The organism is Prosthecobacter sp. GW821-HT29F12 (assembly GCF_058803405.1).
Genome location: NZ_CM179517.1, coordinates 3,642,279 through 3,667,519, shown reverse-complemented (window position 1 = coordinate 3,667,519; position 25,241 = coordinate 3,642,279). Strand labels below are relative to the sequence as shown.

Genomic DNA, 25,241 nt, shown 5'->3' with positions numbered 1-25,241 from the left:
AGGTTGGAAGGTCGAGTATGCGCGGATTGGATGCCCTGTCTTGCATGAATCTCGATTGCTTGCGGTTCTATCTTGTCCTCGGCATAGGTAATTTGGTAAAAGGGTGGGTAAATTTCTTTTATGAAAATCCGGTTTTTTTTCCTCGCCTTAGCCATGGCATGTTTCGGACAGACCACTCCGCCGGGGGCCGAGGCGGAGAAATATCACCTGATGCTTCTCAAGCGTCCTCAGGCTGGTCTGGTCTATGATCGGTTCTACTCGGCATGGATGGAGACTGGCACGGCGGACTCCCTGGCGGAATTTTTGCGCCAGCGCACCAGCACCACCGCCGATCTGCTCGTGCTGGCAATTTTTCACGACCAGCGTGGCAATGAAGCTGAAGCTCTGAAAGCTTACACTGCGGCCCTGGAGCGCGAGGGGACAAACGCACGGGCTTGGTTCCAACGGGCCAAACTCGAGGCGCGCATGATGAATTTCGAATCGGCCCTGAAATCGCTCACTGCTGCGGAAAAAGGCGGCGCGGATGGAGAACTGGGCCGTGAGATCGGCCAGATGCGCGGGCGCTGGCTGCTGCGCACGGGCAAGCCCGAAGCCGCCTTGCAGGCATGGCGGGATCTGGTGAAAGCTAACGCGGATGACGAAGATCTGGTGGAGGAGGTGGTCGAACTCCAGCTCGACGAAGGCCTCTTCGCTGAGGCGGAGGCGCAGATGCTGGCGTTGATTGCCAGCACCAAAGACCCCTACGCCAAAGCCGTGCGCCAGCTCCGACTGGCCGAAATCCAGCTGCGTGCCACCAAGAAGGACGCCGCTCTCGCCCTCCTGAACTCCACCCTGGCAGACACCGGCCAGGGCACCTGGATCGAAGGTGAAGTGCTCGCCCAAATCGAAACGATGTTTCGTCGAGATGAAAACCTCACCGGGCTGGTCAAGGAGCTGGAAAAGCTGCAGGCCGTCCATCCACAGCGCACCTCTCTGGAGCGGCAGCGCGCACGAGTTTTGGCAGAGCTGGGTGATAAAGACAATGCACTGGCCATCTACGCCGCCCTGTTGCAAAAAACACCGGGCCAGCGGGAGCTGCGCGAGAGCTACCTGGATTTGCTGGCGCGCTTTGAGCAGTTCAAGGAGGCCATCGCGCAAACCAACGTCCTGCTTGAGCAGTCACCCGATGACCGCGAACTCCTCATCCGTTTGGCAACACTGCAAGAGCGTGCAAAGGACAAAGCAGCGGCCAAAACCACGCTGGATAAATTTCTAGCCGCGAAAGACACCGCTGAGTTTGATCACCTCCGCGTGGCACGGCTCTATGAAAGCTGGGAGCGTGGTGACGATGCCGCCCTCACCTACGAGCACATGGTCGCCGCTTTTCCAGAAAGCAGTGCAGCCAAGGAAGCACAGGCCCATTACCTTCACCGCAGTGGCAAACGTGATGCGGCGCTCGCGATCTGGCGTGATCTCGCCAAAAATGGCGATCTTTCCCAGCTGATGGCCGTGGGGCAGGCGCTCATGGCACGCCTTGAGCCTCAGGCAGCTTTGGAAATATTGCAGGCGCGCCAGCCCGAGTTTGCAGGCGATGAGCGTTTCCTCGGGCTGCTGATTAACTCAGCGCTCAGCGCCAAGAAACCCGTGGAGGCCATTCCGTGGGCGCTCTCTCGCGTGCGGGCTGCCACAGACGTCAGCTTTATGGATGATGCACTGCGGCAGGCTGTGACATGTCTGAAGGCAGATGAGCCAAAGTTTGCCGAAACCTTGGCCGCTTTACAAAAGAGCACCCAGACTGTGCAGGAGCGAATCCTGCTGGCCACGCTTCTCGAAGAAAAGCAGGACCACCTGGGCGCGGAGAAAACCCTTCGCGAAATTCCATCGGACCATGCATTGGCAGCGCAGACACGGCTGCTTAAGCTGATGGAATCCCGCCAGGACTGGCTGCGCGCGACGCAGGAGGCGGAAAAACTCATGGCCATGCCCCAGGGCAGAAATTCCACCAACATTCAGCGCCTTGTGGACTTGTCCGAGCGCTCGGGAAAACCAGATCAGGCGCTCAAATGGGTGGCGGAATGGAAGACACTTTCTCCCGGCTCCGCTTCTCCTTGGCTGCGCGAGGCCAAGCTTCTTCAGCTCAGCGGCAAAGGACGCGAAGCTCTGAAGGTGCTTCAGGCCGCCATTCGTAAATTTGAAGACGATGAGTCCGTCGCGGACGCACTGGCCTCCGGCTACATCGAGCAAGGCCAGATGAGCGACGCAGAGCGGGTTTATCTCTCACTGTTTGAAAAGGAGGAAAAGCCGGAGGACAAAATGCGCTGGGTCGGCATCCTCGCGCGTCTGGCCGGCGAGCGCGGCCAGTTGAAGGCCCTCACGGATAAGTTCCTCGAACGGCAGCGCACCAATCGTGCAGATGCGGCACCATGGCTGGCCCTCGCGGAAATCTACCGGGTGGCAGGCAGCACCACGGAGCAGGAGCGTGCGCTGCGCGAGGCCATGCGTCTGCGGCCTGACGATGTCACTCTTGCCATGCAGGTCGCCCATATGGATTTGGAGATGGGCCAGTCGAAGCGCGCCATCGAAGAATTGCAGCGCGTCGCCGGTCGCTCCAAAGGTGGGCGCGTGCAGCAGATGATCGCATCGATCGAAATCGAATTCGGCGATGCAAACACCGGCTACCGCATGCTCTATGAGCTGGCCGGCGGCACGCAGATGGATGCCGATGACGCTATCACCCTGGCCAAAAGCATGACGGCCCATCAGGACTGGAAGCGCGTCATCAGCTTTCTTGAGCCGTTGCTGCGGCGCTTCCCCGAGGACTATCGGCTGGGCTATCTGCAGGCCGTGGCGTTTGAGGAGGAGGGTAAAGCGGACGCTGCCATGTCCCTGTTCATCCGACTCATGGGCCAGTCTCAGGAACTGCCTGCCTTAGCTGCCAAAAGCGCCAGCACTACGATCAAGTATCTGGAAGAAATGGCAAAGCACTACCCCAAGGGATATGCAGACTTGCTGCGTCTCACCAATGGCAGCAGCTATCAGGCTTATAATTATCGCTCGAACTCGATCCGCTTCTCAGGGCAGGGGGCCAGCAAGGCGGTGATGGTTCCCTCCAGCCTGGACGTCCTTCGTTCCATATCAGTGGCTCATGCAGTCACACTCATGAAGGGGGAAGTGGCGCAGAAAAAAGAGGCATGGATTGCTGAGGCCGCAACTGCGGGTGTCTCCGGAGTGCAATACCTCGACGCGCTGGACATAGATCAGTACTATCGCATACGCCAAAGCGCAGATGCCTTGGGAAAATATCCCGATGATGACGTGGTGCTGGCCTATGCCATCAGCAATGGTGAAAACCTCTCTTTTGAGGTCGCTGCGCGTGCATTTGAACGTTTTAAATCCAAATACCCAGATCTAGCCTTTCAGGCCGCCAGAAATGCAGTGATGGCAGACAGTGAAAAAGGCGTCCCTTTGCTCACCGCGGCGGTGGATGCAGTGGAAAAAATGTCGCCGGATGAGATGCGCAGCTCATACGTGGGAAGGTATTATTTGGCACACTTGATTGGGGGTGCTCAGAGCATGGAGCAGCGATCTCCATCTTATTCGCTGCCTGAGTCGCTGAGCCGCCGCATGCTTTCGCTTGTATTGCTTCACCTCGACCATGCCGACCCCAGCATGCCCGCCCGGGTTTACAGCACGGGCGTGCCCAATGCGGCCAACGCCTGCCGTACGCAGAAAGCATGGAAGGAGTTCGTCGCCCTCATGGAGCGCGAGGTGCGGATCTGGACTGAAGATGTTCCCACACGTCAGTCATGGGCGGCTTTCGCCACTCAGTTCAACCGCCGAACCCAGACTCCTGCCGGCGACATGCTCGCCCGCCTGCCTTTTCCGGGTGGGACGACGCTGCCCAATACTCTGGTGCTCTACTTCGGCCGCAGGGACATCTACAATCCGCGTGAGGATGACAAGCTCGAGCCGGAACTGGAGCAGTACGTCGGAGTGAAGCCCTTCATCGATGGCGTCAAGTCTCCGGCGCTGCGTGCCCTGCTGGCCTACAAGGCCGGTGAACGCGAGCGTGTGGAGCGGGAAGTCGCCCAGCTCCTTGCCGCACCGAATCCTTCTGTGGATGACCTCCTGCTCGCGGCCTCATGGTTCAGCATCGAGGACAAGTATGACCGTGTTGCCGAGCTGCTCGTCCGCGCTTCCAGCATGAACATTCCCGCCAGTGTCCGTCCGGCTTTTGACGCCGCCCTGGCGCATGCGGCTTTGAAGCTGAAACCACAGCCAGGCAGCCCACTGCTGGAGCCCGCGCAGATGGCCCTGCGCCGCCTTCGCAGCGCACGCGTGACTTCAGAGCAGAAGGACGAACTGCTCGCCGCTATGAAAAGCCTGCAGATGGGAGATGAGGCCGAGCAGTGGTCCCGCATCGCCATGGTGGCTTCGTCGTCGAGTCAGCGTTCTACCAGCTATGTCAGCAGCACCAGCATCGACACGAAAAAGCTGCTCACGTTGGTCTCCGGCAAGGATGAGGATGCCATCGTGAAGGAGGCCGTCATCCAGCTCAAACGTGCCCTGACGTATGCCAGCAACGGCAATCAAAGCTACGCCGCCAGCCGTGCCAAGGAGATCAAGCGCCTCTTGAGCAAGCCCGGCCTGTTTGAAAAAGTCCAGGCTGTCTTTGATCCCGGGGAAAATGCCACGGTGTCCAAAATGTACGATCAGGCGCAGTTCTTGATCCTCATCGATCACAAGCCCGACGCCATCAAGGTGCTGGAGAAAGTCGTGGAGATGAACCCCAAGCACTTCCAGGCGCGTCTGCACCTTTGCTCGCTGATCGCGGGCGCTGACTCCGCTCGGGCTGTGAAGATGATGAACGATGTCCCTCTTTCCGCCTACCAGCAGAGCGGCATCGGCAGCCTCATCGCCGAAGTCATCAGCCGGGATGACTCCCTGCCGTTTGAGGGCAGGATAAACATCGTCGATGCGCTGGCTGGTATGCTGGAAGCCGCACCGGCTGGGGCGGCGGTCAAAGGCCTGGATTGGATGATCGATCTGCCGGCCATGGTCGCAAACCAGACATATCGGTCTCCTCGTCTGGCGCATCTCTATGCCCGGCCGGGAGCCAGCCACGAGGATGAAGAAGGCTACCTCTCTTCCACATCACCCGAGGCGATGAAACGACGCGAAGTGCATGACCGCATGTGCCAGGCCCTCATGAAGCACCCCGCGCTTGCGGAAGAAGGCTTCCGCCGCTTTGCGTGTTTGACGATCCATGAGGGCAAAAAAATGGATGAACTGGCTGCCACAGCTCGTCGGCTGCTTGAGGCGGCCAGGTCGGCCCCTCGCATCCAGCGCGGCAGCATCACACGCCGCTACGGCTTTTATGAGGAGGTGACCGGCCTCTGGGCCCCCACGCCGGCGGAGTTCCTCATCTGGAAAGGCTGGAAGGAGAATCAGCTGGAACAGGCGCAAAAGGACATCATGCCTCTGGTTGTTGCCGCTCTGGACAGCACGCAGCAGAGCGTTCTGCGCGCGCAGCTGGCCGTATGGTCCTGCCCGCCCGAAGCCTTCGTGCACAATGCCAAAACCTACCTCACCACCGCCAGTCGCGGCGGTTCAAACTACGGGGATGAACCGCATCTGGTATGGCTGGTGGACCGCTGGGTGGAGCGCGGCATCGAAGGCCTGCCGCTGGATGAAATAATCGCTGGCAGCATGAAACAGAACCGTAATTTCAGCGAAGGCTACGCAATCTCCCACTATCTGGGGCTGCGCCAGCAACTGCGCCCCGAAGCCGGCATGGAGCCCTTCTTTGCCCGGATTATTTCCGGAGCCCTCGGCAATGATCAAAGCACCTGGGCCAAGACCATGAAAAGCACCATCGACACACGCTACGGGCGTGGCGGCTCTTATAACAACGCCGCCGCTTATTCGCTGCTGCGGGTCATGGACAGCATGATCCGAAAGCCCGCTACATTTGGCGCCGGATTGCAGATGGCTTCCCTGGTGGGGGCCACGAGCGATCCCAATTGGATGAGCAACAGCAGCTACAGCATGAACGCAGTGATGAAGTCCCCTCAGCATGCTTTTGCAGCACTCGGCACCATGGGCTGGCTGGGAGCTGCCGAGCATGTCAGCCTCCCTGAAGATCCCAACTGCCTGCAGGTGTTGTTCTTCAAAAAGCTGCGGGAAAATCGTGACACCATGCGTGACCTGCGTCCGAAATTTGCAGACATGAAGCAGCGCACCTTTGGGGTGGAGTTCTGTGAGGCCCTCCTGCAGGACGCTCCGGCAGGTCCGCTTTCCGCCATGTTGAAACGCCGTGCTGCGGATGTGGAGAAGATCCCGGTAAAGAGTGGTCCCGCTTTTATGGCCCTCCTCAAGTCGCAGATCATCGCGCTCAACCAGCCTGCCTCTGCGGACCCCGCTCTCGTGAAGGTTCTCGCTCCGTTCCTCGGCGCTGAACAAAAGAAGGCCATGGACGAGATCGATCGCTGGATCGCCACCGAGAGAGTTGAAGACGTGAATGCAACTGCCAGCAGCTATGCGGACAAGCTCAAAGACACTCTGAAAACTCTCATTCCGGGGGATGTCGACAAGGCTCAGAAGCTCTTTCTCCATGGCTGTGAATTGATGGAGGCCCGGGCCTCATCCCAGGCATGGAGCAGCTACGCAGGGGGCAACGGCTGGTTCACACGATCCAATATTCTGGACGAACTCAAGAAAGAGTGGCCCAAGCCGGAAACCATGGCCTTCGTCATGCGCCTCTTTCATGGGGATACCACAGGCAATCTGTCTCCGGACGGCTGGGCGGCCAACAGCGGCTATGGCCAGACCTTGATCGAAATCTGGCGCAACAACGGCGGCAATGCGGCCATGGGACGCGGGGTTGATGCCATGCTCAGCCGTGCAGCAGAGGTCATGCAGGACACGCCTCACACGCTTCTGCCTCTGGCCTTCCATGACTTCTATTTCAAGCTGCCGCAAAGTCAGCGCGTTCCCGCCATGAAGTATGCCGCCAAAATGCCTGCGACCCATCCTCACGCGGCGTTGGGTCGTGAACTCGATTACGCGGGCCGCTTCTTCCTCAGCACGGACAATCAGGCCCGTCAGAATGCCGCCGCCCAAAAAGCCATCGAGGAATTGGGAGGCATGCAGCCCGTGTGGGAGCATCACCGCGCGTTGCTGCGTGCGGACAAAGCCATCCCCCAGGTGCGTCAGGCCCTCGTGCATTTTCTCTCCTACTGGGCGCATGATGACATCGACCCGGAATGCGCGAAGCTGGGCGCCGCCGCCGCACTGGTGTCGATGAAGGAGAAGCGCTGCATCCACGGTTATCAATACGGCTGGATCATGCGCGCCTTCAATCTCCTGCCTGTCGATGCCGCATGGCAGGCCGCCGCGCAGGAGCACTGGGATGCATGGCTGGCTCGTCTCGCCAATGGCGGCATTAGCAAATACCAGCCCTGCGACTGGGTCATCAACAGCATGCTGCGCATGACCGCCCGGGCGAACAACGATGACTGGATGCGCGCCATGCTGCGCCAGCATCACCACACGCTCAGCAACGAGCAGTCCGGCATCGTCAGTCTCATGCTCGGCGGTCAGCCGCAGCTCGCCGCTGAGCATTTCAAGGCCGAGTGGCGCAGCTTCCTGATGGACCCTCAAAAAGAACTGCTCTGGAGCAAAGAGATCATCCAAAACCTGCCTGCCTTCAAAGCCGCCTGTGGCGACCCCGGCCTGGCTTTGCTGGGAGAGATCTACCTTTCCTACATCAAAGATCCCTCCAAGTCCGAACAGGCCGCCATTCAGGGCTTCAAGAATCGCGAAGACCGTTTCAAAGACCTCGCGAAACGCTTCAAGGAAACCAAGTTCACCGATGAAGAAATGCGCAAAGACTGCGTCGAGATCATCTGCAATTTCTACGATGCCGCAGACCTGATCCGCGATGCCGTCGATGAAGTCGCAGCCCAGACCAATATCGAGGCTCTCGCAGCCATGGATCAAACCTGGGAGCACTGGCGCCAGCTCAAGCCCCTGCAGTTCTCCTATGGTTGGAAAGCCGCGCATGGAGATGTGAAGCCCAACATCGCCGCCTATGATCGCGCTTTGGCCGCTCGCTACAGCCAGAGCTACTATCAGCGCTCGGCGGTCAAGGAAACCGGTTGGGGGCCGACATGGGTCGGCGGCTGGTTCTGGTCCCGCGAGTCCGAGGCAGGGCGCACCCCGGACGTCCGCCCCGTCTTGCCTTTCCTGAATTATATCATCACCAAAACCCCCACCGAACTGCGGGAAATGCATGTCGCCGACTGCGTGACGCAGAAATGGCTCATCCACCTCATCCTCAACGAGCCCGCTGCCTTTGACTCATGGCGCAAAGGTCTGAAGGAGGAGGACCGGCGCGATTTCAAAAAGCGCGTTCTGGACCGCTGGGAGATGTGGACCTGCATCCGCCAGTTCTCAGGCACGCAGAAAAAAATGCGCCTCACACCGGAGCAGCGCGCCCAGCTTGTCGTCGCAGTGGCCGGGGATGAATGGTGCGCCGCCATGTATCCCGCCGCTGGCCCTGGCATCCCCAATCTCATCAACGACATCGTGCAAAAAAGCACCGTCTTCAAACCGGACGAATTCGCTCCCGTGGCAGCCCAAATCGCCACCGCACTTCCCCGCATGGGGCGCACCGCCAGCGAGGCCGCAGACCTGCTGGCCGCGAACGGAAAAAACGACGCCGCAGCGCCGCTGTTCGCGCTCGCCTTTGAGCAGGCCCGCAAAGAAAACGAGAAGGACTACGGTCTCGCCGCAGGCTACGCTGTAAAGCAGGCAGAGATTCTTGAGCGCACCGGCAAAAAGCCGGAGGCGCTGCAAGTGCTTAAATCACTCGACGAGAAGCGCTTGGGGGGCGGCGTTAAAAAATCCGTTGAATCCGCCATCACGCGTCTTTCCAAATAGTCCCAAGCAAAGTCTTGTCCCGCACGTCCCTCTCTGGTAAAACCCTCAGCAATTCCGCACGCCATGCCTGCTCACGATCGAATCCTCGCGTTCCTGTCAGCTGTGAAAGCACGTCTAGATCTTGCCTGGCTCGTCCGGGCTTTCTGCGGCTCTCTCCTCGTCATCGGCTCCGCTCTTTGCCTGTGGTGCCTGGTTTGGGTGCTCCGCGGTTACGCTGTGCCCGCCAGCGGTTACATCGCGGCAGCAGTTGCTCTGCCCGTCATGGCTCTGGCCGCCTGGCTCCTCGGTCGTGCCACTCAGCGCAAAGCCGCCCGCATTGCCGATGAGCACTTCGATCTCAAAGACGCCATCAGTTCACATCTGGGTTTCAGTGATGAGCATCGCGAGGGCGAATTCATCGCACTGCAGGCCGAGGCCACTGCCGTGCGCGTGCAGGCACTTTCCCCTCGCAGCATTCCCGTGCAGTGGCCGCGGCGCATGCTCACCATCGCCGGTGTTCTGCTTCTGTCCTGCTTCGTCATGGGCTTCAAAAAAGATTCCCCCATCGTGGTCGAACGCCTCGCACTGGAAACAGAGACCCTGAACAAGAGCGAAGAGATCAACAAGGAGCTCGAAAAGGAAGTCGAGGAACTTCTCAAAACCGCCAGCGATGAGGAGAAGGAACTCCTGCATCCCGACGAATGGCGCAAGTGGGTCAAGGAACTGCGCGAGACCAAAGACCGTAAAGAAGCCATGCGCCAATACGCCGAACTTGAGCGCAAGATCACCGAGGCCGCCCAAAAACTCAGCCAGCGCGACACCGAGCAGCTTCTCGCCAAAGCTGCTCAGGAAATGAAACAGACTGCCGAGCTCAAGCCCATCTCCAAATCTCTCGAAGAACAAAACTACCGCCACGCCGCCGAGCAGCTGCGCCAGATGAAGCTCCAGGCAGATGTCCGTAAACCCGACGAAGCCCAGAAGGAACTCGCCAAACTCAAGTCCGCCTCCCAGCGCATGGCCGCCGCCGCGCGAAACTTCCAGCAGCGCACCGGTCAGCAGGGCAATCAAGGCAAAGGCAATCAGTCCCAGTCCAGCCAGAATCAGAACGCGCAGCAAAGCGGCCAAAACCAGCAGCAGTCCCAAGGCCAGCAGGGCAGCCAGGGGCAGCAGAGCATGGATCAGCAGATGACCGCCCTGGAGCAGTCCGTGCAAAACCTGGAACAACAACTCCAGCAACAGCAGCAGAACCCCAGTCAAAATCAAAGCCAGTGTCAGGCCTGCCAAAACAAAGCCAATCAAGCTTTGCAGAACCTCACGCAGAGCATGTGCCAGTCCTCCGCCAAGCGCGACATGATGAAGAAGCTCCTCTCGCTCGGCCAGTGCACCAGCAAGTGCCAGGGCTTCATGTGCGACAAAGAATGCCAGAGCCTAAGTCAGTGCATCAAACCCGGTGGCAAAAAAGCCGGTTCCGGTTCTGTTGAAAGCCGCCGCGCTGAAAGCGAAGCCACACAGGACAATGGCAACCGCGACCAGCTCACCGGCCAGAAAGGCAGCGGCCCCAGCAACACCAGCATCGAATCCGCCGACAGCGGCAGCGGCCGTGCCACCCGCACCGCAACTCTCCAGGAAAAAGCCTTCCAGCGTCAGGTCGAAAGTTTCATCCAGCGCGAAGACGTGCCCGCCGAAGTCAAAGAAGGCGTCAAAGAATACTTCAAAGGCATCCAGCAGGTCGGCAATGAACAAGCCGCACCGGCCGCGAAGTAAGCAGGTCACGGCTGCTTCAGACATTCACTCGTCATTGGCTCACCACCCACTCACCACACTCTACTCTCATGCCCGAAACTCCCGTTGCTGTTGTTCACTTCAAGGAAACGTTCGAGAAACTCAGAGCTGAAGTTGCCAAATTCATCGTCGGGCAGCAGGACATCATTGAGCAGGTGCTCAGTGCCGTCATCTGCGGTGGCCACGTCCTGCTCGAAGGCGTTCCCGGCCTCGGCAAAACCGCGCTGGTAAACACGCTGGCCAAAGCCCTGCACCTCAAATTCCAGCGCATCCAGTTCACGCCTGACCTTCTCCCCGCAGACATCGTCGGCACTCAAATCCTTGTCGAACGCGGCGGCCAGAAAGTCTTCGAGTTTCAGCAGGGCCCCGTCTTCTGCAACGTGCTGCTCGCCGATGAAATCAATCGCGCCACGCCCAAGACACAGTCCGCCCTCCTCGAAACCATGCAGGAAAAACGCGTCACCGTCGCCGGCACTTCGCACAATCTCGGCTCTCCGTTCTTCGTCCTCGCCACACAAAACCCTATCGAGCAGGACGGCACCTACCCGCTTCCCGAAGCCCAGCTCGACCGCTTCTTCTTCAAACTTTACGTGCCTGTTCCCAGCCACGGTGACTTCATCGAAATCCTCAACCGCACCGGCGGCAAATCCTCGCCAGAAATCAATGCCGTCGCCACCGGCGATGACATCCTGCAAATGGGCCAGGTCGTGCGCGAAGTGCCGGTCGAGGCCAGCGTGCAGGACTACCTCGTCAAGATCGTGCGCGCCACTCATCCCACCGATGTGAACGCAACGGACCGCGTGAAAAAATACGTGCGTCACGGCTCGTCACCCCGCGGTGCCCAGACCATCCTCGCCGCCGCCCGCGTGCGTGCTCTGCTCGATGGCCGCTACCACGTCGCCCGTGAAGACATCGCCAAAGCCGCCACTCCCGCTCTCCGTCATCGCATCCTGCTTTCCTTCGAAGGCGAGGCCGAAGGCGTGAAGACTGACGAAATCATCGCTGACGTGATCGAAAAGGTGAAGGCATGACCCTGACCGATCCAGCCTTCATCCGCCGCCTCGAATCCCTCTACTTGCTCGCACGCAAGATCCTGGGCGGTTCGTTGCAGTCGGATCGTCGCAGCACGAAAAAAGGCGCAGGCATCACCTTTGCCGACTACGCCCAGTATTCCCTCGGCGATGACTATCGCAGCATCGACTGGCGCGTTTACGCCAAGTTCGAGTCACTGCTCATCAAGCTCTTCGAACTGGAGGAAGACGCCACCATCTACCTCCTCATCGATTGCAGCCCTTCAATGGCCTCCAAGCACGAGTACGCCAGGCAGCTCGCCGCCGCTCTGGGTTACATCGCGCTCAACACCCTGGACCGTCTCGCCGTTTACGGCCTCGCAGACCGCCTGCAGCCCTTGTTCGAACCCTCTCGCGGCCGCAATCAAGTCATCCCGCTTTTGCGCTCGCTGGACGCTGCGCAAACCTTCGGCGGCAACACCGATCTCAACGCCTGCGCTCGCGAATTTGAAGCGCGCCACCGCCGCAAAGGCCTCGTCTGCGTCATCTCAGATTTCCTCCTGCCCGGCGGCTACGAGGAAGGCCTCAGCCGCCTGCAATGGCACAAGCACGAAGTCTTCTGCCTCCAAACCCTCGACGACAACGACCTCCGCTGTGAGTGGAAAGGGGACGTGACCCTCGAATGCGTCGAGACAGGTCGCAGCGAACGCGTCACCATCTCCCCGCGCGAGGCCAAACTCTACGAAGACGCCGTGGCCGAATGGAACCTCGGCCTGAAGCAAACCTGCGCCAAACGCGGCCTCGGCTTTCTCTCCACCAACACCGACGTGTCGTTTGAGTCCGTCATCACAGACCTGTTGCGTCGCGGAGGTCTCGTCACATGACCTTCCTTGCTCCGGCATTTCTATGGACCCTGGCGGCCCTCGCACCGCTGGCGGCCATCTATTTCCTCAAAGTACGCCCGCGCAAAAAACCGGTCACCGCCTTCTTTCTCTGGCAGAAGATTTTCACCGAAAAAAAAGCCTCCGCTTTGTTCAAGCGCTTGCGCGATGTCTTCTCCCTCCTCCTCATGGCCCTCGCCTTTGCCGCCATCGCCTTCGCCTTGGCGGAGCCAGATTTCGCCGGAGATGAACGCAAAGACCTCCTCATCGTCGTGGATCATTCCGCTTCCATGTCCGCCAAAGACGGCACCACCACGCGCCTCGAAAAAGCCAGGCAACGCGCCCGCGATCTCATCGCCGGCATGAACGGCACCCAGCGCGCCGCCGTCGCCTCTTTTGCCGAAGTCACGCGCATGCTCGAGCATCCCACTCGTCATCGCAAAGCCCTGCTGGAAGCCGTAAACTCCATCCAGCCCACCGAACTCCCATCCCGCGTTGAAGCCCTTCGCGCTCTGCAACCCGGCGACGAATGGATGAAGGACACTCGCGTCCTGCTCATCACCGACGGCTGCCTCGATGCGCCAGACCGCCTTCCTAACGTCGAAGTCTTGCGCATCACCGACACCGCAAAAAACATCGGCATCGCCCGTGCCGATCTTCGCAGCGTCCCCGGTGGCCCCGCCCGTCTCGGCCTCTTCATCCTGCCCGTCTCCTCCTTCACCGAGCCTGTGAAAACCGACATCACCCTCATGCATGTCGATTCCAACAAGCTGGTAAAAATCATCCCCGTGACCTTGCTTCCCGGTGAAAATCCTGCCATCACACTCACTCTCGATGATGCACCCACCGGCTCCTGGTCGGCCACGCTCGGAATGGAGGATGCTCTGGAGACCGACAACACCGCCTACCTCTACGTGCCACCCCGCCAGCCCGTCCCCGTCGGTGTGTTGGCAGATGATCCCTTCTTCTTCCAAAATGCCGTGAGCGCCTTTGAGCGCAGCGATCAGATGCTCGCCCTCGCAGAAGACACCAAGACCGCTCAGCTCATGCTCAGCAAAGGCAAGGTTCCCGCCGACATCAGCACTGTCGTGTTTCAACCCACCGGCGAATCTTTCGTATGGTCCAAAGTCGGCAACGAAATCGCCGCGCCCGTCCCCAAGGTCCTCGCAAAAGATCATCCACTGCTCCGCTATCTGGATGCCGAAACCATGACCTTCGCCGGTGCCCGCCAGATCACCGCCCCCACCGGCGCAGTCGTGCTCGTCGCTGACGAATCCGGCCCTCCCTTGATCTATCTCATGCGCCAGGGCGCTCAAACCGTCTGCGTCGTGAATCTCGATCCACTCGCCGCTCAGTTCTATCTCAGCGCCTGGTTCCCCGTCCTCATCCACAACGCCGCGGCGCATCTCACCCATCGCGAAGACATGCCGCCCGCCACGCTGCCCACCGGCTCCAGCGCACGCGTCCCCGGTCGCGCCGATCCCACTCCCTACGGCCCCATGTTGACCTCCGGCTTCCACGAAGCCGACTCCTGGACCTTCGCCACCTCCCTCGTCTCACCCGAAGAAAGCCTCCTCAAAAACGACACCCTCAAAGAAAGCGTCAAACCCATCGCCAGCGGCGAAGCCCCCAGCTACTGGCTCCTCGTCCTCGCCCTCGGCGTCCTCGTCGGCGAGTCCATCCTTTACGACAGGAGGAAGGTCGGATGAGCTTCACCACCTTCACCCCACTCCTCTGGCTCCTCCTGCTCCTCGTCGCAGGGTGGGGCTACTGGCGCTCCCTCGTTGACCGCCCCTCAGGCCTGAAGATCACCTCCTTCGCCCTCCGCGTCCTCGGCGTCATCCTCCTCGCTCTCGCCCTGTGCCAGCCGTATGCAGGCGAGGAGACAGACGAGGCACACGTCGTCTTCCTCGTGGACGTCTCTCAATCCGTCGATCTCGAATCCGCCAAAGACGCCCTCAAACAAATCGAGGCCGGCGTGAAAGTCCTGCGTCCTCAAGACACCCACTCCCTCTTCGCTATGGCCAACGGCCTTCGCGACAAGAAGCTCCCCGATTTCACCAAGATGCTCGACGACTGGACCAAGGGCGTCGCAGACGATGCCTTCCGCTCCCACACCCGCCTCGGTGATTCCTTGCTCGCCGCCCGCCTCGCCTTTCCCGCAGGCAAAGCCAAGCGCCTCATCATCTTCAGCGACGGCATCGACACCGAAAACGGCGTGGACGCAGCACTCGAACAACTCCACCATGAAGGCGTGGACGTAAAATTCGCCACCCTCAAAACCTTGAGCGAACCCGAAGCCGCTCTCGTCAGTCTCGAAAGCACTTCACCCTTCGCCTTCCATGGTGAAGTCCTGCGCCTCACCGCGCGTGTCATGGCCAATCAGCCCATGAACACCCGCGTCCGCCTCCTCAACAAAGGCGTCGCCGTGCAGGAGAAAACCGTCGCCCTCAAACCCGGCGTAGATGCCAAGGTCTGGTTCGACACCGAGATGACCACCCCCGGTCCCAGCGTATGGAGCGCCGAGATCATCCCCGAGCGCGATCACTTCCCCATCAACAATCAGGCCACCACCACCATCACCGTCCGTGGCAAGCCCCGCATCCTCGTCATCCATCAGGACGAGAAAAAAATGCGCCCTTTCATCCGCGCACTCAAGGAGCAGGATTTCGATGTCGATCTTCGCGGCAAACGCGGCCTCCCAGAAGGCATGGAAGACATGCTCTCCTTCGATGCCATCGTGCTCGCCAATATGTCCGCCACAGACATGACCCCACGTCAGATGAGCCTCCTTCGCAGTTACGTCTCCGACTTCGGCGGCGGCCTGGTAATGACCGGGAGCGAGAACAGCTTCGGCCTCGGTGGCTACTACAAATCCCCCGTCGAGGAGGTGCTGCCGCTCGTCTCGCGCTTCGAAAAAGAAAAAGAGAAACCCTCGCTCGCCATGGCCCTTGTCATCGACAAAAGCGGCTCCATGTCCGGCCTCCCACTTCAAATGGCCCGCCAGGCCGCCAAGAGCGCCGCCGAGCTCCTCGGCCCCCAGGATCAGATCGCCGTCGTGGCCTTTGATGGCGATGCCCAGATCGTCTGCGAGATGACCCCCGCCTCACAGCAGGGCACCATCCAGGCCGCCATCGACTCCATCGCCGAAGGCGGCGGCACCTTCATGTACACCGGCATGGTCGCCGCCAAGGACATGCTGGACCGCACCACCGCCAAAGTGAAGCACATGATCTGTCTCACCGATGGTCAGACGCAGGAGGCAGATCACATGGGCCTTGTGCAGCAGATGGTGGACAGCGGCATGACCGTCTCCACCGTCGGTCTTGGTGATGGCGCTGCACGTGAACTGCTCGCGCAAATCGCCGAAGCCGGCAAAGGTCGCTACTACGAGAGCAACGATCCCGCGACACTCCCGCAGATCTTCACCAAAGAGACTACGCAGGCCTCCAAAAGTGCCGTGCAGGAAGGCGTCTTCACGCACATCGGCATCACCGAGCATCCCATGCTCGCCGGCTACGAAGCCGAAGGCCTCCCCGTCGTGCTCGGTTACGTCATGACAGAAGCCAAGCCCGCAGCGCAGGTGCTCCTCGGCGCAGAGAACGGCGATCCCCTCCTCGCCGTGGGCCGCTTCGGTCTCGGCATCGGTCTCGCCTACACCGGCGATCTCACCGAAATCTGGGGCGGCGAATGGCTCGCCTGGGACGGCTGCGGCCGCTTCTGGGCCCAGGTCCTGCGCGGCGCTCTTCGCAAGGCAGATGTCGAAGGCATGGAATCCCGCGGCGAAATCCGTGACGGCGCATGGATCATGAAAATCGACCGCCGTGGCGACGATGGCGCTCCCGTTTCCGGCATCCATTGGGCCGCCCAGTCTCTCGATGAAAACGGCAACACCCAGGACGTCACCATCCGCGAAACCGGCCTCGGCCGCTACGAGGCCCGCATCCCCATCGGTACCCGCAAGCACCTCAGCCTCCGCATGCATGACCGCGATCACGACAAGCTCGAGGTAAAACACTACCACGCACCCTATCCCGCCGAATACCGCCTCAATGGCAAGACGCCCGAAAGCCTCGTCTCTCTCGCCAAATACGACACCGCCACCATCACCGCCGGACTCGCGCCCGCCAAACAGTTGCAGCCCGTCGGCCACTGGTTCGCCTGGAGCGCCCTCGGCATGCTGCTTGGCGGCATCCTCCTGCGGCGAATTTGAGTGGAGCACCGCCAAATCGTCGGCATAGGATCACGCTCCCATGAAAATCGTTCTCCTCGACGCCCACACCGCAAATCCTGGCGACCTCTCCTGGCAGCCCCTCGAAGCCATCGCTGCTTGCGAGGTGCATCCACGCACGCCGCTGGATCAAACCATCGCCCGCTGTGCCGGAGCCGAGATCGTCATCACCAACAAAGCCCCTCTCACCCGCGAAATCATCGCCGCGCTGCCAGATTTGAAATACATCGGCGTCACCGCCACCGGCTTCAATGTGGTCGATGTCGTCGCAGCCAAAGAACGCGGCATCGTCGTCACCAATGTCCCCGGCTACAGCACCCCCGCCGTCGCCCAGCACGTCATCGCCCTCATGCTGGAAATGACCAACCACGTCGGCCACGCATCAAAGAGCGTGGAGCAGGGCGGCTGGGTCAAATGCCCCGACTTCTGCTACTACGATCACCCCATCATCGAGCTCTCCGGCCGCACCCTCGGCATCATCGGTTACGGTGAAATCGGCAGCGCCGTCGCGCGCATCGCCGTCGCCTTCGGCATGAAGGTCCTCGCCTCCAAGCGCACCTGGAAAGAGCCCCCTCCCGCTGGTGTCGAAGCCGCAGAAATCGACGACATCTTCCGCCAGTCCGACGTCATCAGCCTCCATTGCCCCCTGACCGATGCCACCAAGCACCTCGTCGGCGAACGCACCCTCAGCCTCATGAAGCCCGAAGCCATGATCATCAACACCGGTCGCGGCCCCCTCGTCGATGAACCCGCCCTCGCCAAAGCCCTCAACGAAGGCCGCATCGCCGGTGCCGGACTCGACGTCCTCTCCGTCGAACCCGCCAAGGCCGACAACCCGCTGCTCACTGCCAAAAACTGCCTCATCACCCCCCACGTCGCCTGGGCCAGCCGCGAATCCCGCGCCCGCCTCATCGACATCACCGCCGCCAACCTGCAAGCCTTCCTCGCAGGCAAGCCAGTGAATGTGGTGAACGGGTAATATTTGGAAGACTCGCTAAAGAGGTCCGGCTTGATCTTCATTCTGGGTGCATACACATACTTCACATGAAAGATGTCGTTCTTCGCCTTCTGTTTCTGGTATTCGGCTTGTTCACTGCAAGCTGTTCTCGCGAACGTGAGATTTCAGGACAAATTTTCGTTGTCACTAAAGATCGTGACAACGTGAAAATGGGGCTGGTAGGGGTTCACGTAGTGACTAAAGCTCAGCTCGAACACATTTGCGTTGAGATATTGAGGGACTACAAGCAGACCCGTCAGGAGTATGAAAAAAGACTGGCTCTAGCCCATGCGGATCTTGATGGGCTGCATCAATTCGAGTCTGCCCTGAATGCGCTCGTGCCGCCTGGCCTCGCCGTGCCAGTGGCAGATCAGTTCAGAGCAGAGATGGAAAGCCGACGCAAGAAGCTGAGGGAGATCGCGGAAACCCAAGTTCCGCGAACTATATTGGATAATAAGGTTCGCCTTTTTGAGAAGCTTCCACCAATCGTCGCCAAGACTGATGCCGATGGTCGCTTCACTCTGAAGGCCGAGGAACAAGTCTGGCTATTGGCGCAGTCAGAGCGTACAGTTGGGAAAGATATAGAGACTTATTTCTGGGCTGATCTTGCCGATCCCGCAACGATGCAGAAGTCAAACGTTGTTCTGCTGTCTAATGATAACCTGATTAAAGAATCAGACGGGCTGGTGAGTTTTCTTTCAGCAGTCTCCGGTGAGTCATCGGCTCCTTTGCCGATGCCAATTATCCAAACAAGCCCAGATCTCACCCAATGGACCAGCGCTGCCATAGAAAAAATCCAGGCAGCCGTAACCGCAGCCAAAATTCGCAAGGAAGCAGATGCCAAGGCGCATGCGATGGCTAAAGAAGCCGACCTGCTGCGGCATATTGCAGAAATAAAACTCGTGGCGGAAAGCTTTGCTGCTACAGCCGAGGCCACTGCCGAAAGGTTAGGACCAGAGGTCATGTCCGCTTTCGAAAAGCGTTTTACTTGGAACGGGTCTGTCATGCGCCGAAGGGGGTTCAAGGATGATCAGATTCACGGTGCTCTCATTCAAGGTGGAACTGTAGTGGCGTGGGGAAACAATATAAATAGCCAGTGCGCTGTCCCATCGGCCTTGAGTGGCGTGGTGGCGATTGCGGCGGGAGATTCTCATAGTGTGGCATTGAAACATGACGGCACGGTGGTTGCATGGGGAAACAACGCTTTTGGAGAAAGTTCTGTGCCAGCGCATTTGAACGGCGTTGTAGCGATTGCGGCAGGCCAACATCACACTGCGGCACTCAAATTGGATGACAAAGTGGTTTCGTGGCCAAGCAACAGCGATGGTAACAACAAAAATCAGGCTGGGCTGAGCGGTGTAGTCATGATTGCGGCTGGTGACACTTGTACTATGCTTCTTAAGCAAGACGGCACTGTGATGGAGTGGGGAACAGATACTGTTGGTCAATGCACCGGGCCTGCGGGATTGAGTGATGTTGTGGCAATTGCCGCAGGAAGTTGGCATAACGTGGCCTTGAAGCAGAACGGCACTGTGGCGGTATGGGGTGGTAATACTTTTGGTCAATGTAAAGTCCCTGTGAACTTGAGCGACGTAGTTGCAGTAGCGGCAGGATGGCTGCATACGGTGGTCTTAAAGCAAAACGGAACGGTATTGGCATGGGGCGATAACAGGGATGGTCAATGTGACGTGCCGTTAGGCTTGAACAATGTGGTGGCAATTGCGGCAGGCAGAAGCCACACTGCGGCATTAAAGAAGGACGGCACAGTCGTGGCATGGGGCGCAAACGATAAAGGTCAATGCACTGTACCAGTAGGATTGAGTGGCGTGGTGGCGATTACGGCAGGCAGTAATCACACCATGGTCTTGAAGCTGGATTAGAAATTCGATCACCGTTACAAAACATTGACTATGAAATCTGAGCCAAAAGAACACCGACTATTTCATTACACTTCACAATTGGAGTATCTCTGTGGCATCCTTGCTCATGGCTTTTGGCCCCGTTACTGCGTTGAGGAGTTCGATTGGCTGCTTGGAGGCTTCACCTGCATGGCATTCCCAATGGTTTGCTTTTGTGACATTCCAATCCCTGCTGCGGGTGCTCACCGTGAACGCTACGGACACTATGCAGTAGCTGTACGTAAAGATCTGGCATCTGTCCATGACATCAATCCCGTGTGGTATATCCGAGAAGAATCTTCAATTAAGCAGCGGGTGGCAGCGCTTTTTGAACATCCGGTACGCACTACGCTCGATAGTATTCCTGTCGCAGTAAAACCAATGCTGCCATTCCTCAAATCTACGATCGGTGTCCAGCCTGATAAACAAGCGATTCGCCCAGGAAGGTTGGAGACTCTTTCATTCGAGGAGGAGCTAGAATGGAGACACACGCCGCTTGAACTCACTCACACCTGGAAATTTGGCTATAACAGAGTGGATGTGAGCGATGCGCATCATGAAGACTCGCGCTGTCATCGTCTCGAAATTGATCACACCGACATTGACTCCATATATGTTCCGACCTTGGCTGAGGTTGAGGTTTTGCTAGCGCAGTTTCCCGCGCTTGATGGGAAAATAACCGCATGGAAAGCTTGAATTTCGAGGCCGTTTAGACTGACGAGCGGCTTCACTCACTCACAGATTCTTGCTGCAATAAAGGCTGCCCAAGCATCAGCCGAAATCGATTCCCAGGATGGAGCTGATTCACTCACTTCCTGTCCGCCTTCCGTTCCTCAAGAGCCATCGGCTCATCATCCACTTATAAGCCGCACCGGCAGCAGCTCGCCAACCGGTGCGGAATCAGTCAATCAAACCTCTGAACTCACAGCGCCGCAATAATCGCCTCGCCAATCTCCTTCGTGTTCACCTTCTTCGTGCCAGGAGCACCGCTGAAGATGTCACCCGTGCGCAAACCACTGTCGATGACCTTCTTCACCGCCGACTCAATGCTCGCCGCCTCAGCTTCCAGCCCGAGAGAGAAGCGCAGCAGCAGCGCCACCGAAAGAATCTGCGCGATCGGATTCGCAATGCCCATGCCTGCAATGTCCGGGGCCGTACCACCGGAAGGCTCAAACAGACCAAAGTAGAGTCCATCACCCTTCGGCTTGCCCAGGCTCGCGCTCGCCAGCATGCCCAGCGAGCCAGCGATCATTGCCATCTCATCACTCAGGATGTCGCCAAACAGGTTTTCCGTCACCAGCACGTCAAAGCTCCGCGGGGCCTTGATCAGCTGCATCGCGGCGTTGTCCACATACAGGTGGGCCAGCGTCACATCCGGATATTCCTTGGCCACTTCCACCATCGTTTCGCGCCACAGCACGGAATTGGTCAGCACGTTGGCCTTGTCCACGCTGGTCACATGCTTGCGGCGCAGTTGCGCCGCTTTGAAGGCCACATGGCCGATCCGCACGATCTCGCTCTTCTTATAAACCATCGTGTCGATCACCTCGATGTCGCCATCTGGCAGCGTCGTGCGGCTCTTCGGCTGGCCAAAGTACATGCCACCGGTCAGTTCACGCACACAAAGCACATCAAATCCACCTTCCACCAAATCCGCGCGGATCGGCGAAGAAGACGTCAGGGCAGGGTAGCAGATCCCAGGGCGCAGGTTGGCAAAGAGACCAAAGTGCTTGCGCAGCGGCAGCAGCGCACCGCGCTCAGGCTGCTCATTCGGCGGCAGCTTCTCCCATTTCGGGCCACCGACAGAGCCAAACAGGATGGCGTCGCTCGCTTCACAGGCAGCGATGGTCTCCGCAGGCAGCGCCTTGCCCACCGCATCAATGGCGGCACCACCGACAAGCTGGTGGTTGTATTCAAAAGAGAGGCTGGAGCGGGCGGCGACGGCGTCGAGGACTTTGAGCGCCTCGGCCATGACTTCAGGGCCGATACCGTCTCCGGGGAGGACTGCGAGTTGATACGTGCGTGACATGGTTGATAGGGAAGGGGGGGCTTTTAGTGGATGCGAATCCCGCCGCTGGCAAGTGGCCTGAAAATACCTGCCGCCAAATTATGGAACCTCGACTACACTTCCTGCCCCCTCTCCTCCACCCTCCCAGCTCCGGCCAACCACCGTCAACAATCGTTAACCACTGTAAACAACCGTAAACTCCCCCGGCAAACCGCAAACTTCCCCATCTTCCCTCAAACTTCCTCTTGCCAAAAAGAGCGTTTATGGTTCCTTCGCGGCCCCACATCCCAGATTATCCCACCGCCTGACAAGTTGTCCGGCCATTCAAACGAACCATGAGCGAAGCAACCACCATCGATTCCACCTCCTTCAAGATCCACGAAAAAGACACCGGCAGCGCCGACGTCCAGGTGGCCCTCTTGACGAAGCGAATCAACGATCTGACGCAGCACCTTGGCACGCATCAGAAAGATCACTCCACACGTCGCGGTCTTCTTCAGATGGTCGCACGTCGTCGCAAGCTGCTTGATTACCTCAAGCTGACCGCCAACGAGCGCTACCAGAAGCTGCTCAAGAGCCTCAGTCTCCGCCGCTAACAGAATTTCACGAGGGGGTGATGTCACGAACATCGCCCCCTTTTTTCTGTTGCAGGCTTCTACACGCATGTCGGCACAGCCGATGTTCATGCTGCATGGTACGCATTGCCGTACCACCGTCGGGCTGAAGCCTGGATGATATTTTCACCCAAACCAAACAAACAACACTAGCCAACCTATGGCCATTCATACACAAAAAATCCAGCTCGGTGCTGGTACCCTCGAAATCGAAACCGGCAAGTTTGCCAAGCTTGCTGACGGCGCCGTTACCGTGCGTCTCGGCGATACCATCGTCCTCGTCACCGCTGTCTCCGCGACGAAAGTCAAAGAAGGCCAGGATTTCTTCCCCCTCTCCGTTGAGTACAAGGAAAAAGCCTCCGCTGCAGGCCGCTTCCCCGGCGGTTACTTCAAGCGCGAAGGCCGCCCTACGGAAAAGGAAATCCTCACCTGCCGTATGACGGACCGCCCATTGCGTCCGCTCTTCCCGAAAGGTTATTACTACGACACCCAGGTCGTCGCCATCCTCCTCAGCGCTGACGGCGAAAACGATCCGGACATCTGCGCCATGAACGGCGCCTCCGCCGCTCTTTGCGTGTCGGACATCCCGTTCGCAGGCCCGGTCGGTGCCGTCCGCATCGGCCGCATCAATGGTGAGTTCGTCGTGAACCCCACCCAGAGCCAGCGCCTCGAAAGCGACCTCGACCTCGTCTACGTCGGCAACAAGACCGAAGTCGTCATGATCGAAGGCGCCGCCAACGAACTCCCAGAAGCCGAGTTCGTCAAAGCCCTCCACTTCGCCCAGGCTGAAGTCGCCAAGCTCGTCGTCGCCCAGGAAGAACTCACCAAGCTCGCCGGTAAGGCCAAGCGCGAAGTTCCTCTCATGCTCGTCAAAGACGAACTCCTCGAAATCGCCTACGCAGTCGCTGGCGATCGCATCGAAGGCGCTCTCTACACCCCTTCCAAAGTGGCTCGCGGCAAAGCCGTCGGCGCTCTCAAGGACGAGGTCGCTGAAGCCATCAAGGCCAAGTTCCCGGAAGCCACCGGCTTCGAAGTCAGCCAGGCCTTCGACTACCTCCAGAAGAAAGCCTTCCGCATCTCCATCCTCGACAAGAAGAACCGTTGCGACGGCCGCGGCATCGATCAGCTCCGCCAGCTTTCCGGCGAAGCCTCCGTGCTTCCCCGCACTCACGGTTCCGCCAGCTTCACCCGTGGTGAAACGATGGCTCTCTCCATCGCCACCCTCGCTCCAGCAGACGAAGCCCAGGAAATGGACACCTACGCAGGTGGCCCGGAATCCAAGCGCTTCATCCTTCACTACAACTTCCCTCCGTTCTCCGTCGGTGAAACCGGCCGCTTCGGTGGTCAGAACCGTCGTGAAATCGGCCACGGTGCCCTCGCAGAGCGCTCCATCGAGCCTGTCATTCCAGCCAAGGAAGTCTTCCCTTACGCCATCCGCGTGAGCAGCGAAGTCATGGAGTCCAACGGCTCCACCTCCATGGCCTCCGTCTGCTCCGGCGTCATGGCCCTCCTCGATGCAGGCGTGCCTCTCAAGCGCCCGGTCGGCGGTATCAGCGTCGGTCTCGTCACCGAGTTCGAAGGCGACAACATGAAGCGCTACCTCACGATGCTCGACATCATCGGCAGCGAAGACCACTTCGGCGACATGGACTTCAAGCTTTGCGGTACCTCCGAAGGCGTCACCGGCTACCAGCTTGACCTCAAGCTCCCCGGCCTCCCTCTGAGCATCCTCGAAGAAGCCATCGTCAAGGCCAAGGAAGGCCGCACCCAGGTTCTCTCCGCCATGGCCCAGGCCATCGCTGAAGTGAAGCCTCTCAGCCCGTATGCCCCGCGCATCGAGATCATCAAGATCAACCCTGACAAGATCGGTGAGCTCATCGGCCCTGGCGGCAAGAACATCAAGGCCATCCAGGCCGAGTCCGGTGCTGAGATTAGCATCGAGGACGACGGCACGGTCTACGTCTATGCCAGCCGCAAGGAAGGCATCGAGCGCGCAGTCGAAATGATCAGCGGCACCTCCCAGGAAATTGAAGTCGGCAAGCTCTACACGGGCCGCGTCGTCAGCACCACAAACTTCGGTGCCTTCATGAACCTCGGTGGCAAGAAGGACGGCCTCATCCACATCAGCGAACTCGCCGACTTCCGCGTCAACAAGACCGAAGACGTCGTCAAGACCGGCGACATCGTCACCGCCAAGTGCATCGGCATCGACGACAAGGGCCGCATCAAGATGAGCCGCAAGGCCGCCATGAAGGAGAAGGACGCCGCCGCCGCCGCTGGCGACGCCGCCCCTGCCGAAGACGTGGGCTAAGCCTCATCCGCCAACAATCAAAACCACGAAGAGGCCGCAGCAATGCGGCCTCTTTTTTGTGCAGTCGTTACGTGGTGCTAACCGACGATGTCGAAGTCTGGCTAGCCTGCCGCGCCGCCTCAGCCGCTGCAGCGGCGGTCACCGAATGGCTGCTCATGCCCTGCTCGGAAACCATCGCAGCGACTCCCGTGCCAAAGCCCTTCATAGGATTGTACCAGAGCTGTTTTCCCGTGGCTGCATCCAGCCCATACATGTAGCCATCCACGGAGACGATCAGCATGCCACCATCCAGCAGCAGGCTCACATAGCTCGTGCCATTGGGGGCCTTCCATTCCCAGATTATCTCGCCGCTCTGACGTTGAAGCGCGGCCACACGACGATTGAATCCCACAAAAACAAGATCAGCGGTGTTCATGATGGCTTGGAGATTAATGGCACCGGCATCAGCTTGTCCAGCCTCCGGCAGCCGAGTGCGAAAACCGCGCCAATTTGGAATCAAAACACCTCCCGGCGATTGTGACGTCACGCTGATCAGCTTCCTCAATGCAGCCTGTCTCAGGGGGCAATGGCTGACGATAAAAGCAGGATTAGTCGAAGGAGTTGCAGCC

At 59.2% G+C, this 25,241-nt stretch carries 13 protein-coding genes; 11 read left to right on the top strand and 2 right to left on the bottom strand.

Features of this window, described 5'->3' with window-relative positions:
• The first annotated feature begins 153 nt into the window (after positions 1–153).
• The 9 genes from AC3RLQ_RS15105 (at position 154) to AC3RLQ_RS15065 (ending at position 20,396) form a co-directional block, all read left to right on the top strand.
• Positions 154–8,922, top strand: a complete 8,769-nt coding sequence (locus AC3RLQ_RS15105; RefSeq protein ID WP_493038447.1) for a tetratricopeptide repeat protein — start codon at positions 154–156, stop codon at positions 8,920–8,922.
• A 102-nt stretch (positions 8,923–9,024) separates the two neighbouring features.
• Positions 9,025–10,665, top strand: coding sequence for a hypothetical protein (locus tag AC3RLQ_RS15100; RefSeq protein ID WP_493038445.1), 1,641 nt, complete (start codon positions 9,025–9,027; stop codon positions 10,663–10,665).
• Positions 10,666–10,733: 68 nt separating this feature from the next.
• Positions 10,734–11,714 (top strand): AAA family ATPase, encoded by a 981-nt coding sequence (locus AC3RLQ_RS15095; protein WP_493038443.1) that lies wholly within the window; start codon positions 10,734–10,736, stop codon positions 11,712–11,714.
• Positions 11,711–12,577: a DUF58 domain-containing protein gene (locus tag AC3RLQ_RS15090; RefSeq protein WP_493038441.1), complete on the top strand. Its 867-nt coding sequence runs from the start codon at positions 11,711–11,713 to the stop codon at positions 12,575–12,577. The genes AC3RLQ_RS15095 and AC3RLQ_RS15090 overlap by 4 nt, the downstream gene beginning before the upstream one ends.
• The gene (locus tag AC3RLQ_RS15085; protein WP_493038439.1) at positions 12,574–14,283 is read left to right on the top strand and encodes a vWA domain-containing protein; all 1,710 of its coding nucleotides are present in this window, start codon (positions 12,574–12,576) and stop codon (positions 14,281–14,283) included. The genes AC3RLQ_RS15090 and AC3RLQ_RS15085 overlap by 4 nt, the downstream gene beginning before the upstream one ends.
• The gene (locus tag AC3RLQ_RS15080) at positions 14,280–16,787 is read left to right on the top strand and encodes a VWA domain-containing protein (protein ID WP_493038437.1); all 2,508 of its coding nucleotides are present in this window, start codon (positions 14,280–14,282) and stop codon (positions 16,785–16,787) included. Before AC3RLQ_RS15085 ends, AC3RLQ_RS15080 begins: the two co-directional genes overlap by 4 nt.
• A 40-nt stretch (positions 16,788–16,827) precedes the next feature.
• Entirely contained in the window at positions 16,828–17,784 is a 957-nt protein-coding gene (locus AC3RLQ_RS15075) for a D-2-hydroxyacid dehydrogenase (RefSeq protein WP_493038435.1), read from the top strand.
• 65 nt (positions 17,785–17,849) lie between these two features.
• Positions 17,850–19,682, top strand: a complete 1,833-nt coding sequence (locus AC3RLQ_RS15070) for an RCC1-like domain-containing protein (protein ID WP_493038433.1) — start codon at positions 17,850–17,852, stop codon at positions 19,680–19,682.
• Between the two features lie 30 nt (positions 19,683–19,712).
• Positions 19,713–20,396 (top strand): abortive infection system antitoxin AbiGi family protein, encoded by a 684-nt coding sequence (locus tag AC3RLQ_RS15065; RefSeq protein ID WP_493038431.1) that lies wholly within the window; start codon positions 19,713–19,715, stop codon positions 20,394–20,396.
• Between the two features lie 226 nt (positions 20,397–20,622).
• Here AC3RLQ_RS15065 and leuB read toward each other — a convergent pair whose 3' ends face one another.
• The gene (gene leuB, locus AC3RLQ_RS15060) at positions 20,623–21,729 is read right to left on the bottom strand and encodes a 3-isopropylmalate dehydrogenase (RefSeq protein ID WP_493038429.1); all 1,107 of its coding nucleotides are present in this window, start codon (positions 21,727–21,729) and stop codon (positions 20,623–20,625) included.
• A gap of 314 nt (positions 21,730–22,043) precedes the next feature.
• Here leuB and rpsO point away from each other — a divergent pair, with 314 nt between their 5' ends.
• Positions 22,044–22,304, top strand: coding sequence for a 30S ribosomal protein S15 (rpsO, locus tag AC3RLQ_RS15055; protein WP_397382009.1), 261 nt, complete (start codon positions 22,044–22,046; stop codon positions 22,302–22,304).
• 178 nt (positions 22,305–22,482) lie between these two features.
• The gene (locus tag AC3RLQ_RS15050) at positions 22,483–24,633 is read left to right on the top strand and encodes a polyribonucleotide nucleotidyltransferase (RefSeq protein ID WP_493038427.1); all 2,151 of its coding nucleotides are present in this window, start codon (positions 22,483–22,485) and stop codon (positions 24,631–24,633) included.
• Between the two features lie 67 nt (positions 24,634–24,700).
• Here the strand turns inward: AC3RLQ_RS15050 and AC3RLQ_RS15045 are convergent, their stop codons facing one another.
• The gene (locus tag AC3RLQ_RS15045; protein WP_493038425.1) at positions 24,701–25,048 is read right to left on the bottom strand and encodes an outer membrane protein assembly factor BamB family protein; all 348 of its coding nucleotides are present in this window, start codon (positions 25,046–25,048) and stop codon (positions 24,701–24,703) included.
• Positions 25,049–25,241 lie beyond the last annotated feature (193 nt).